11 protein-coding genes are annotated in these 12,520 nt (G+C 66.1%); 5 read left to right on the top strand and 6 right to left on the bottom strand.

Annotated elements, in window-relative coordinates; genetic code table 11:
* Nucleotides 1-4: 4 nt before the first annotated feature.
* Complete coding sequence (locus CFE42_RS09410) at nt 5-1,585, top strand: TerC family protein (RefSeq protein ID WP_004627460.1); 1,581 nt, start codon at nt 5-7, stop codon at nt 1,583-1,585.
* Here the strand turns inward: CFE42_RS09410 and CFE42_RS09405 are convergent.
* Complete coding sequence (locus CFE42_RS09405; protein ID WP_004627458.1) at nt 1,582-2,499, bottom strand: DMT family transporter; 918 nt, start codon at nt 2,497-2,499, stop codon at nt 1,582-1,584. The two genes, CFE42_RS09410 and CFE42_RS09405, sit on opposite strands and share 4 nt — an antisense overlap.
* Nucleotides 2,500-2,593: 94 nt before the next feature.
* Nucleotides 2,594-3,373: an AraC family transcriptional regulator gene (locus CFE42_RS09400; RefSeq protein ID WP_004627456.1), complete on the bottom strand. Its 780-nt coding sequence runs from the start codon at nt 3,371-3,373 to the stop codon at nt 2,594-2,596.
* Nucleotides 3,374-3,645: 272 nt separating this feature from the next.
* Between CFE42_RS09400 and CFE42_RS09395 the strand changes: the two genes are divergently transcribed.
* The 3 genes from CFE42_RS09395 (at nt 3,646) to CFE42_RS09385 (ending at nt 6,526) form a co-directional block, all read left to right on the top strand.
* Nucleotides 3,646-5,202 carry an ATP-binding protein gene (locus CFE42_RS09395; protein ID WP_004627455.1) on the top strand — a complete coding sequence of 519 codons (1,557 nt, stop codon included), beginning with the start codon at nt 3,646-3,648 and terminating at the stop codon, nt 5,200-5,202.
* Nucleotides 5,186-5,845, top strand: a complete 660-nt coding sequence (locus CFE42_RS09390; RefSeq protein WP_004627453.1) for a response regulator — start codon at nt 5,186-5,188, stop codon at nt 5,843-5,845. Before CFE42_RS09395 ends, CFE42_RS09390 begins: the two co-directional genes overlap by 17 nt.
* A 105-nt stretch (nt 5,846-5,950) precedes the next feature.
* Nucleotides 5,951-6,526: a Spy/CpxP family protein refolding chaperone gene (locus tag CFE42_RS09385; protein WP_004627451.1), complete on the top strand. Its 576-nt coding sequence runs from the start codon at nt 5,951-5,953 to the stop codon at nt 6,524-6,526.
* 59 nt (nt 6,527-6,585) lie between these two features.
* Here CFE42_RS09385 and CFE42_RS09380 read toward each other — a convergent pair whose 3' ends face one another.
* The 4 genes from CFE42_RS09380 to CFE42_RS09365 form a co-directional block, all read right to left on the bottom strand.
* Nucleotides 6,586-7,026, bottom strand: coding sequence for a universal stress protein (locus CFE42_RS09380; RefSeq protein ID WP_004627449.1), 441 nt, complete (start codon nt 7,024-7,026; stop codon nt 6,586-6,588).
* 154 nt (nt 7,027-7,180) lie between these two features.
* A complete protein-coding gene (locus CFE42_RS09375; protein ID WP_004627447.1) occupies nt 7,181-8,098 on the bottom strand; it encodes a helix-turn-helix domain-containing protein in 918 nt (305 codons plus the stop codon).
* A 52-nt stretch (nt 8,099-8,150) separates the two neighbouring features.
* The gene (locus tag CFE42_RS09370; protein ID WP_004627445.1) at nt 8,151-8,582 is read right to left on the bottom strand and encodes a hypothetical protein; all 432 of its coding nucleotides are present in this window, start codon (nt 8,580-8,582) and stop codon (nt 8,151-8,153) included.
* Complete coding sequence (locus CFE42_RS09365) at nt 8,579-8,977, bottom strand: hypothetical protein (RefSeq protein WP_004627443.1); 399 nt, start codon at nt 8,975-8,977, stop codon at nt 8,579-8,581. The genes CFE42_RS09370 and CFE42_RS09365 overlap by 4 nt, the downstream gene beginning before the upstream one ends.
* Before the next feature lie 714 nt (nt 8,978-9,691).
* Here CFE42_RS09365 and CFE42_RS09360 point away from each other — a divergent pair.
* Nucleotides 9,692-12,442 carry an EAL domain-containing protein gene (locus tag CFE42_RS09360; protein WP_004627441.1) on the top strand — a complete coding sequence of 917 codons (2,751 nt, stop codon included), beginning with the start codon at nt 9,692-9,694 and terminating at the stop codon, nt 12,440-12,442.
* The last annotated feature ends 78 nt before the right edge of the window (nt 12,443-12,520 follow it).

Genomic DNA, 12,520 nt, shown 5'->3' with positions numbered 1-12,520 from the left:
CGCTATGACCTGGCTTGCTGACCCGTCCGTCTGGATTGGCCTGTTTACCCTGGTGGTGCTCGAGATCGTTCTCGGCATCGACAACCTCGTTTTCATCGCCATCCTGGTCAACAAGCTGCCGCCGGCGCTGCGCGACCGCGCCCGCGTGATCGGGCTGGGGCTGGCCTTGCTGATGCGCATGGTGCTGCTGGCCGCCATGTCTTGGCTGATCGGGCTCACCAGGCCGTTGCTCACGCTTGGGCCGGTCGATCTGTCGGGCCGATCGATCATCCTGCTGCTGGGCGGCTTCTTCCTGCTGTTCAAGGCCACGTCCGAACTGCACGAACGCCTGGACGGCCAACCGCAAGACGAAAGCCATGGCAGCGGCCACGGCAAGTTCTGGAATGTCATTGTGCAGGTGGTGATTCTCGATGCGGTGTTCTCCATCGACTCCGTCATCACTGCCGTGGGCATGGTCAACGACCTGCCGGTGATGATGGCGGCCGTGGTGGTCGCCATGGGCGCCATGCTGTTTGCCTCGCGCCCGCTGACGGAGTTCGTCAACGCGCATCGCACGGTGGTGGTGCTGTGCCTGAGCTTCCTGCTGATGATCGGCTTCTCGCTGGTGGCCGAGGGCCTGGGCTTTCATATTCCCAAGGGCTATCTGTATGCGGCCATCGGTTTCTCGATCCTGATCGAGTTCTTCAACCAGATGGCCCAGCGCAATACCGTGCGCTACGAGCGCCGCCGCCCACTGCGCGAGCGCACCGCCGATGCGGTGCTGAGCCTGCTGGGCGACCGCCGTGGCGCGCCGGCGGAGTCCGAATCGCACGAAGCGGTTTCGCACGCGGCTGGCCAGTCCGTGCCCGAGACCGTGTTCCGTCCGGAAGAGCGGAGCATGGTCAGCGGCGTGCTCGACCTGGCCGAGCGCTCGGTGCGCTCGATCATGACGCCGCGCCACGATATTTCGTGGGTGGATCTGGATGCCGACGTGGCCGTCACGCGCAAGTTGCTGCTGGCGGTGCCGCACAACCAGTTTCCGGTGTGCCGCGGCGGGCTGGATGACCTGCTGGGCGTGGCGCGCGCCAAAGACCTGATGGGCGATCTCGACACGCGCGGCTCCATCGACGTGGACCGCAGCGTGAAGCCCGCGCTCAAGGTGTCCGACAACATCGGCATCCTGCGCCTGATGGATCAGCTCAAGCGTGCGCGCGGGCGCATGCTGGTGGTGACCGATCCGCTGGACGTGGTGCAAGGTGTGGTGACGCCCATCGACGTGCTCGAAGCCATTGCGGGTGAATTCCCCGATGAAGACGAACGCCTTGGCGTAGTGGAAGTCAGCGATGGCTGCTGGGAAGTCGCCGGCGAGGCGGACCTGCGCCAGCTCGAAGACGTGCTGCACGTCGAGTGGCTGCTCGACGAAGGCGGCGGCGCCACGAGCCTGGGCGGCTATCTCTTCAACCAATGGGACCGCCTGCCTGAAGTGGGCGACACGCTGGTGCGCCACGATCTGCGTTTCCAGATCCTCGAAGCCGGCAGCCGCCGCATCGTGCGCGTGCGCATCGAGCGCATGGAAGATGTGACGGCACCCGAGGCGGAAGCCTAAGACGTCGTCGATGAAAGCGGCCTTGGTGCGCGCGCCAAACCAAGGCTGAGCACACCTGCCAGCACGCACGCAATGCCGCCTACCTGACGCGTGCTGACGGCCTCGCCGAGCAGCGTTGCTGCGAACAGCACGGCTGCCACGGGTGCCAGCGCGGTGAACAGCGATGCCTCCGCACCGCTGACGCGCGCAGCCCCGGCATACCAGAGCATGAAACCACCGACTGTCGGCACGATGGCGTAGTAGGCCACCGCCATCAGCGCGTGCGTTGTCTGCACCGATGCGTGCAACTGCCAAGGCGCTTCCCACAGCGCGGGCACCAGCGCCGTCAGCAAACCGAACGCACTCATCAATGCCGACAGCGCAAGCGGCGGCACCGGCGTGCGCAGCCGCTTGTTGAGCAGGATGAAGAGCCCCTCGCACACCACGGCGCCCATCACCAGCAGGTTGCCGAGCAGCGGATGTGTCGCGTCGCCGCGCGGCTGCAGGGCGATGGCCAACACGCCGGCGGTGGCCAGCCCAATCGCCCCCAGCACCGCGCGGCCGGGTCGTTCGCCCAGCAGCACGATCGCGATGAGCGCCGACATGACCGGCAGCGTGCCGACGATGACGCCTGCATCTGCCGCTGACGTGTGCCGCAGGCCCGAAATGAGCAGCGTCGTATAGCCCACGCTGCCGGCGGCTGCCTGCAGGAAGAGCAGTACCCAATCGCGGCGTGCAAGCACGGGCCAGCGCGTGCGGGTCATGCGCATGATGACGAGGAACATCGGCAGCGCCATCGCAAAGCGCAACGCTGTCGCCGTAAAGGGCGGCAAGCCCGCCGCGATGATCTTGCTGGCGGCCACGGTGCTGCCCACCAGCACCATCGCCAGCGCAAGGTAGAGGCAGCCTTCGAGTCGATTGGACAGTTTTGACATATCGCATCCCGCGTGTGTGGAAGCCGCAGGATGGGCCCACGCGATGCGTGCGTCTTGAACGAAATTGCAGCGGGGGAGGGGGCGACAGATGCGGCTAGCGCGCCGCCGCCACCATGCCCGGCGATACGCCGTACTTGCGCACGAACTGGCGCGTCATGTGGCTTTGATCGGCAAAGCCGCAGGCGGCCGCCACTTCCGCCAACGGCTGGCCTTGGGCGATCAGCCGACGCGCCAGGGCCACGCGACGCTGCACCTGATAGGCGTGGGGCGTGAGGCCCGTGACGCGGGCAAAGCCGCGCAATACCTGGAAGCGGCTCAGGCCGGTCTCGTGCGCGAGGTCGAGCAGGGAGATGGCCGCGGCCGGGTCATCATCGATGCGGGTGCGGGCGAGCCGGATGGCATCGGGGACTGCGTCGATGTGGTGGTTGGCCGGTCGGTTTGCGGCATGCAGCGCGTCTGCCAGTACGGACAGGAGCAGTTGCTCGCGCAGCAGCGAGTCGTTTCGGGTGGCGGGCATCGTCATCTGCGCAAACAGGAGACGGACGCGCGGTGCGAGATTGGAGTCGCGGATGACCGGGCGGTCAAACTCAGCGTCGCCGTCGTGGCCGGGGTGCAGATCCGTCGCCAAGTCGGCGACCACGCCCGGGTCGAGGTAAAGCATGCGCCACGCGCGCCCGGCATCGCCGATGGGTGTGCCATCGTGCACTTCAAGCGGATTGACGGTGATGACGTCACCCGCGCCGGCTTCTACGGTGCCGCGTCCGCTGAATGATTTCTGCGCCCCGCGATCAACGATGCCGATGCCAAACTGGCCATGCGTGTGGCGCGGGAAGGTGTGACCGGAATCTGCGGCGACGGCTTCCACACCGCGCATGGCGCAGCGATGCATTGAAAACGCGAGGTTGGCCGGCCGGTTGGGCAAAGGCGGTTCCTTGTGAGGGGAATACGCGAATCTGTGGGTGTGCAGCGTGGCCGCAGCATACGCTTTCTTCGCATTTCGCTCATTTTTTGCCCACAGGCGGTTGGTATGCTGCGGCTTTCTGCGGCTTTCTGCGGCAATGCGCCCGGTAAGATCACGCCATGCCGGCAGCCGGGCAGCGCGGGAATCGCGACCGCCAACGGCGCCCGACCGCCCCTGACTGATCCATGCGACCGTCTTTCGGTATCACCCCCAAGCTGTTCGTTGCGTTGTTCATGCTGAGCATCGTTGTTGCGCTCGCCATGGGCACGGCGGTGCGCTGGCGGTTTGACGCCAACTTTCTCGACTACGTGAACGCGCGCGAATCCGAGCGCATGACCGTGCTCGCGCAAAGCGTGGAGGCCGCCTACACGCAGCACGGCGGCTGGGATTTCCTGCGCGACGATCGCATGGCGTGGTTCCGCCTGCTGCGCCGCGAAGGCGGCCGGGCCCGCGCCAACGGCATGGGCGGCGACCGCTTCGACCTGCCACCGGGCCATCGCTTCGAGCCGCTCCCACCCGGCGCCGACCGTGGCATGGACAGAGACATGCCGCCGCCGCCCGGCCCGCCTCCCGCAGGCAGCATGCCGCCGCACCCGGCCGACGAGCCGCCGATGCCGCACTCGCCGATCTGGCTGTTTGATGCCCAGCGCAACGTCATCATTGGCGACGGGCTGCCGCTGGGCCCAAACGCGCGATGGCAGGAACTGCACCACAACGGCCAGACCGTCGGCTGGCTGGCCATGCCGCCGCGCGTACGGGTGCCCGAAGGCGCCGACCAGGCATTCCAGGTGCAGCAGTTGCGCGCCACGTGGATCATCGCGGGGCTGTCGGTCCTGCTGGCGGCGTTCATGGCGGTGCTGCTCGCACGCGGTCTGCTGGCCCCGATGCGCCGGCTGACGGATGCCGCGCGCCGCATGGCCGACGGCGACTACGCCACTCGTGTCGACGTGCATTCGCGCGATGAACTTGGCGGGCTCGCGGCGGATTTCAACCACCTTGCCGCGTCGCTGGAGGCCAACCAGAAGATGCGCCGTCAGCTCACGGCCGATATCTCGCACGAGCTGCGCACGCCCCTGGCCGTGCTGCGCGGCGAACTGGAAGCACTGGAAGACGGCGTGCGCCCGTTGACGGCCACCTCGCTCGCGTCATTGCAGGCCGAGGTGTCGACGCTCAGCAAGCTCATCGACGACTTGTACGAACTCTCGCTGGCCGATGTGGGGGCGCTTGCTTTCCACATGGAGCCGCTCGACCTGGCCGATACCGTGTGCGGCGCCGTGCAAGGCTTCACGCCACGCCTGATGGAAAAGGGCATCGCGCTGCAGCTGGATGTGTCGGCAGCGCCGTCGCATGCCACGATGGTCAAAGGCGATGCGCAGCGCCTGCGGCAGGTCATGCAGAACCTGCTGGAAAACACCCTGCGCTATACCGATGCCGGCGGCACGCTGCGCGTGCATGTCCATCAGGAAGATGACTGGCAGCAGATCGACGTGCAGGACAGCGCGCCGGGGGTGCCCGAGGCAATGCTGCCGCGCATCTTCGACCGCCTCTTCCGGGTGGATGCGTCGCGCAGCCGGGCACAAGGCGGCGCGGGCCTCGGCCTGAGCCTGTGCCAGACCATCGTCGCCGCACACGGCGGCACCATTGAAGCCAGACATTCGCCTTTGGGCGGGCTGTGGATCGCCATCCGCCTGCCTGTTCTTGATGTGCTTGACCCGCTAGCCGACCATGATTCTGATCATTGAAGACGAACCCAAGCTGGCCGCATTGATGACCGACTATCTGCGCGCCGCCCACTACGAGACCGAGTGGCTGGCCGATGGCACGCACGCAGCGCAGCGCATTCGCGAGACGGCACCCGAACTCGTGCTGCTCGACCTCATGCTGCCCGGCAAGGACGGCCTGGAGATCTGCCGGGAGGTGCGCGCCTTCAGCGAGGTGCCCATCGTCATGGTGACGGCGCGCGTGGAAGAAATCGACCGCCTGCTCGGCCTTGAGCTGGGCGCCGACGACTACGTCTGCAAGCCCTTCAGCCCGCGCGAACTGGTGGCGCGCATCAAGACCATCCTGCGGCGCGTACAGCGCGGTGGCGGCGTGCCGGAGAGCGCGTTGCACATCGATGCTGCTGCCTATGCCGCCACGCTGCGCGGCCAGCGCCTCGACCTCACGCCGGTGGAATTTCGCCTGCTGGCCGCGCTTGCGGGCGCACCGGGCCGCATCCTCTCACGCTCGAATCTGCTCGAGCAGATCTACGACGACCACCGCATCGTGACCGACCGCACGGTCGATACGCACATCAAGAATCTGCGCCGCAAGATGGAGCAGGTGAGCCCGGGCACCGAGATGATCCATTCCGTCTATGGCGTGGGTTACCGGCTCGACGCCTGAGGTTCAAGAAAACTCCTCCGTTTGCACACCTTCGGTGCAGTGTCGATGGCTACAGTGAGCGCATGGTCGGCGTGTCCGGCCGACGATCTCATCAGGAGCCTCATCATGATCGCTGTGACTTCCCGCCGCCTGGTCGCCGTTGTTGCCGGGCTTGTTTTCTCATGTGCCGCGGTGGCCCAGACTGCCGCACCGGGCGCGGCTCCGCTCTCGCCGATGCAGCCAGTGCCGCCGCACGGCCCCGGCATGGTGGGGCGAGGGCCGGGCCCCGCGTTCGGCCCAGGCGGTCCGCACGCCATGGGCCCGCATCATGGTGGCGCGCCTTTCCTGCGCGGCCTCACCCTGACTGAAGCGCAGCGCGACAAGATCTTCGCCATCGAATATGCGCAGATGCCGGAAGCACGCGAGCAGCACAAGGCCATCGAGCATGCCCGCCGCGATCTGCATCAGATGGTGGCATCGGGCCAATACGACGAAGCGCGGGCACGCGGTCTGACCGAATCGCTGGGCCGCGCCGTGGCCCGCGAAGCGCAACTGCGTGCGCAGGCCGGCGCCAAGGTCATGCAGGTGCTCACCCCTGAGCAGCGCAAGCAGGTTGCCGATCGTGAGGCCCAGCGTGTTGCCGAACGCCCACTGGAACATGACGAAAGCGCTCCGCCGCCGGAACTGGCTGCGATGAAATAAAAGCGCGATCAGCGTTGGAACCGCTCTCGGTCGACGGCGAGCGGCCCGTGAACGGATTCCTAGCGGTAGACCACCACTGGCACGTGCGCGTAGGTCAGGACCTTGCGCGTCTCGTTGCCGATCAGCAGTCGGCCCATCAGGCTGCGATGCCCGTGCGATGCCATAAAGATGACGTCGCACGCGTGCCGCTTGGCCGCGTCAAGAATGCCCAGGTAAGGCTCGGCAAACTGCGACACATCGCTGTCGAACTGCACGCCTTCTTCTCGCGCCCGCTCTGCAATGCGCTCGATGCAGTCCTTGGCGTAGCCCTGCACCGTTTCCATGTAGTACGCATGCGGACACTCCCCCACGCCTGCCGAATAGGCCATGTTGGGAAATTCTTCAATGCACGTGTAGGCGGTGAGGCGGCAGCCGGTGGCTCGCGCCAGCTCGAGTGCGCCGTCGATGGCCTTGCGGCACTGCTCGGAGCCGTCGGTCGGCAGGAGGATATGGGTAAACATGGCGGTCTCCATGGGGAACCCATCTCCACGTTACTGCGCCGGCCAATGCGCCTCTATCGTGGAAAACGCTAGTGCAGCACAGCATTTCGGCCGATATGACGACCGGTCGATCGCGGTGCACGGTCGTTCGGATATTGACGTGGCAGCTTGCGGCCTACCCCCGTTGCCAGGCCTGCCGGTAGCGTGATGGCGACGCGCCAAGCTGGAGTGCAAATCGCCGGCTGAAATGGCTCGGGCTGGCAAAGCCGCAGCGCTCGGCAATCGTCGCCAGCGCAAGGGTGGTGGTGCGCAGCAGCATTTGTGCACGCGCCATGCGCTGCTGCATCACCCACTCATGCGGCGCGGCCCCGAACGACGCGCGAAACATCCGCGCGAAATGGAATTCCGACAGGTTTGCTTCTGCTGCCAGTTGTCCGAGCGACAGGGGCAGATGCAGTTCGGCATCGATGCGCGTGGCAATGCGCCGGCACACGTGCGGCGCCAACCCGCCACGCACGGCGAGCGCCCGCGTGCGGCCCTGTGTCTGGACCAGATACGACAGCGTGTCGTTGGCCAGCGCGTTGGCGCGCATGCGGTCGTCCAGGTCGGTCCAATCGAGCTGGGCGATGTTCGCGCAGGCTTGTGCGAGATGCGCGTCTTCGATGAAGGTGCGGTCGTGCAGCGTGAACAGGCGAGGCTCCGCGTCGAGCAGACGCACGGCGTGCCCGGCCAGCGCGTCGGGCGCGAAATACAGATGAACGAAGCGCATCGGTTGCTCGATCACCCAGCTCGACTGGTGTTCGGCCGGCAGCATGCACACGCGCCCCGGCGCGCCGAACAGGTGCGGCAGATCTTGCCGGTGCGTGGTGTAGCCGCCTTGCAGATAGACCGACAGCGTGTGGTGCCCGGGCTGGATGTAGCGCGCCTCGTCGTGCTCGTTGCGCCAGATGGCGGCGGTTACGCCGTCGCCCAGGTTGGTGACGCGCTCGAGCGATGCGCGCGAGCCGCGTGCAAGCGTGCCGAAGACGCTCGCGTCTGCGGTTACGCGAGGATCAGCAGGTTGGGTCGATGGGGACGTGGGGGCGCGGCGCACGCGTCGATGTTACCAACGATGGCACCGCGATGCGACGCAACGCGTCGGGGTGCTATCCGCCGCAGAGTTGGCGCGCGACTTCGCCCGCCAGGCCGATGCCATCCACGCGTTGCCAGCCGGCGTCGTTGGCGAGTTGCCTTTCGCTGACGGTCAGCGCGCCTTGGTACAGCTTGGCTTGCGAGACCGAAAACTGCCGGCTGCGGCAATCGACGGTGTACAAGAAATCGGCCATATCGCCGCGAAAGGCGCCGAACATGCGCTGCAGCGAACGCATGCCCGCGCGGTTCGACGCTTCCACACGCACCCATGCGCTGACTGGGCCACTGGGCATGCGCTGGATGCTGCCGACGTCGAGCGACGCGTAGCTGTCCGGCTGATTGGGCAGCGGGATCCAGCGCTCCGCGCCGGCCACCGGCATGGACAGCGCCGCCAGCGCTGCCAGCATGCCCGCCATGACTCGGTGCGCGAAGGCGACGGGTGTCATCGGGGCTTGCCGCCCGGTACGGGGATGGCAATCGAGTCGGAGTGGCTGCAGGCCATCATCACGCCCGCCTTGTCGACGTCAATCATCACGGTACCGGGCTTGTCGGCCGTGCTGGGCGTGGCGGCCAGACTGCCCGACAGGCGCTGCATGATCGCTTGGCAGGTCGGGGCCGTAGAGGCAACGGTAGTGGCCTTCTGGGTCTTAGCGGCCGGAATTGGGGCGGGTGCGGCCGCAGCTACAGGTGGCCGGCCGGGGGCGGCCACTGCCGCAGCCGCAGGCGGCGTGGAAGCGTGCGCGCGCGGCAACGCAACCAGTGCGGCCAGCACGCTCACGGCAATCAGCAACCGCGTGGTGCGCCGTGAAAGCGATCGATTGGGGGAGGACAGAGACGGCATGACAGTCCAGGCACGGGCATCTAAATTGCGCCTGCTAGGTCACGGGGCAGACGCGCTCTTTCGACCAATAACGGCACGCCGCGCGCGAACTTGACGCGGCAATCTGCCTCATGGGTCACTCTCGCGTGATTTTGCCTGCGCAAAGCGACTTCACGTGAACGACATAATCGGGCAGGTCGGAACATTCTCACCCATGTAGCGACCAACTAATAAGTCGGGGGGATTTTCTCCGGCGTCGTTTGTATCGCGAAACGGGCCGCACATGAGTTCGCACATGCCGACGATGCAAGCAGGCGGGACAAGCAGCAACGGGGTTCGTGCAGTGCCAAAACAAAGGGGTCGGCGGAAATGAAAATGGGATGGAATACCCGGTCTTTTCCGCCCTTTGTTTTTTCAAGGGGGCCACTATGATTTACAACATGGCGATGCAACGCGTTACTGCGTCGATTGCCCCATGGGTCGGTTCTCCTCTCTGGAACAGATCGACACGGTCCAGAGATTTCAACCCGCGCCTCGTCAACTGAGCGCGGGTTTTTTCTTGGGCAATGCAAACGTAGGGTGGCCACCACATGCGCGTCAGGGGTATCGCAGGCGACACCCTTCAGTTTTCCATCAGCGCGCCGTTGTGGTTAGGGTCGAGACACGTGTAGTCTCGCGACTCGCTTTCTCATTGCCGTCGCTGTTGCCGTTATCGCTCACGCCATCGCATTGCCCATGACCCAGTTCCTTCCGGCTCAGGCCGGAGCCTCTCCTGCAGACGTTGCGCCCAGCCCCGAGGCCGCCCAACGTCCGGTGGCGGTTACGGCCGGGGCGATGGCCGAAGGGCGTAATACCGATTTCGACGCGCTGTCGCGGCTGTCGTCCGACGCGGTATTGCTGACCGTGGATGGGCGCCTGGTGCAAGCCAACCCGGCCGCTGCCCGTCTGCTGGGCGCGCAGGATCCAGCGCAATTGGCAGGCCTGCAACTCGCCGGCCTGATTCATCCCGATGACGTTGCCCAGGTGGTGCCGCGCCTGGCGGGCATGGTGAGCAGCGGCGTGTCTGCCCAGCCCGTCGAGCACCGTCTCGTGCGTGCCGACTACACGCATGTTCTGGTTGCCAGCGAAGCCGCCGCGTGCGAGCACGAAGGCCAGCCCGCCGTCATGCTCGTGCTGCGCGAAGCCGTGTCGCGCCATGCGTTGGAGCGACACGCCGTTCAGGCGCGCGCCGAGGCGCTGCATGCGCGCCGCCTGCTCGCTTCGGAGAATGCCGTGCTTGCGCAACTTGCCTCCAACGCGACACTGTCGACCGTGCTGCGCCACCTGTGCCTGTACGTCGAGCAGGTCTACCCGAATGCCATGTCGGCGCTGTTGTTGCTGGATGCAGGCTCGCAGACCCTGCGTGTGGCCGCTGCACCCACGTTGCCTGCGGCCTATGCCGCCACGCTGGAAAACTCGCCTGTCGGTCCCGAGGCGGGCGCATGCGGTTGTGCCATGTACCTGGGCGACACCGTGTTCATCGACAGCATTGCGACCGACCCGCGCTGGCAGCGGGAGCGCACGGCGGCACTGGCGGCGGGTTTTGCTTCCGCCTGGGCGTTGCCGATCCGTTCATCGCGCGGGGACAAGCTTGGTGTGCTCGCGCTGTTCTATCGACAGCCGTGCATGCCCGTGGAAGAAGAACAGCATTTCCTTGACGACGTCACGCACCTGGCGGGCGTTGCCATCCAGAAAGACAACGTCGAACGTGGTCTGGCCGAAAGCGAAGAGCGCTACCGGCTGGCGATTTCGAACCTGCACGAAGGCGTCGTCATCATATCGCCGGACGGTGTGGTGCAGGCCGCCAACGCCAGCGCCGAGCGAATCTTGCGCGTCCGCCCGGGGCAGCTTGTCGGGCGTAACCGGCTCGACCCGATTCAACGCGTGGTGGACGAATACGGCAAGGAAGTCGGTTCGACCATGATGCCGTCCGGGCAGGTGCTGCGCACTGGCGAAGCCATCTTCGGCCGCGTGTACGGGCTGTTGCTCAAGACCGGTGAACTGATGTGGGTGCGGCAGAACATCATTCCGATCCGTCGTCACGCCGAGCCCACACCCAGCAGCGTGATGCTGTCTTTTGCCGATATCACCGACATCAAGCGCGCCGAGCAGCGCCTGCGCCATCTGGCCGCGCACGACGCGCTCACGGGGCTGACCAACCGCAGCTTCTTCATCGCGCACCTGGAAAGCGCCATTGAGAGCGCGCGCGACGAGAGCCGCGAACTGGCGCTCTTCTTCCTCGACCTTGACCGCTTCAAGAGCGTGAACGACACCGCGGGCCATGCCTGCGGCGACACGCTGCTGCAGAGCGCGGCCGCACGCCTGACCGACTGCATCGGCCCCGGCGACGTGATCGCCCGTCTGGGCGGCGACGAGTTCGTCATCCTCATCGACCAGCGTGTCGAGGGAAAGCGGATTGCCTTGCTGGCTGAGCGCTTGCTGCAGGCCATGCGCGAGCCGTTCGATACCGTCAACGGGCGGTATTACCTGGGCGTGTCGATTGGCGTGGCGCTGTATCCGCACGACGGCATTTCGGGGTCCGACCTGCTGCGTTCGGCTGACGCCGCCATGTACCGGGCCAAGCAGAACGGCCGTAACCGTGCACAGTTCTACACGGCTGAACTGAACGCCCGCCTGCAACGCCGCTACATGCTGGAAAACGCGCTGCGTGACGCGCGCGAGAACAACGAGCTGCAGCTCGTCTATCAACCCAAGTACGACCTGGCCAGCCATCGCATCGTTGGCGCCGAGGCGCTGCTGCGCTGGAACAGCGCCAAGCTCGGAGCGATCTCGCCGGTGGAGTTCATTCCGGTGGCGGAAGAGACGGGGCTGATCGTGCCGATTGGCGCATGGGTCCTGCGCCGTGCCTGCGAGCAGGCCGTGATCTGGTACGAAGCACTGGGCTACGACTTCCGCATGGCGGTCAACCTGTCGGCGCGCCAGTTCCAGGCCGGCGATGTGGTGCCGATGATCGAGCAGACGCTGGCCGACTCTGGCCTGCCGCCCACCGCGCTCGAAGTCGAAATTACCGAAAGCCTGCTGATGGGTGGTGCGGATGAAGTCCGCCCCATGTTCGATGCGCTCACCGCGCAGGGCATCCGGATCTCCATCGACGATTTCGGTACCGGATATTCATCGCTGTCGTATCTGCAGCGCTTCCCGATCAGCAACGTGAAGATCGACCGCTCGTTCATCACCGGCATTCCGCACGACCCGGATTCGGTGGCGCTGACCGAGGCCATCGTCGCCATGGCCCGCGCCCTGGGCATGACGGTCACAGCCGAGGGCGTGGAAGACGCAGACCAGGTGGAGTTCCTCGCCAAGGCGGGCTGCCAGGAAATCCAGGGTTACTACATCGGTAAGCCGGTCACGGCCGAAGGTTTCGACCGTTTGCTGCGGGCGCACCTGTCGGTTGTGGATGCCGGCGTGCGCGCCGCGCTGGGCTGACCGCCCGACCCGAATCGCGCTTTTCCCACCGTTCACACCGGCGTTTCTGCCGTTCGTCGCAATCCGCTCCCGCGTGCG

Source organism: Ralstonia sp. PBBBR1 (assembly GCF_002256165.1).
In the GTDB taxonomy this organism is placed as follows: Bacteria; Pseudomonadota; Gammaproteobacteria; order Burkholderiales; family Burkholderiaceae; genus Ralstonia; species Ralstonia thomasii.
The sequence above is the reverse complement of the archived record's forward strand: the minus strand, read 5'-3'. Positions and strand labels throughout refer to the sequence as shown.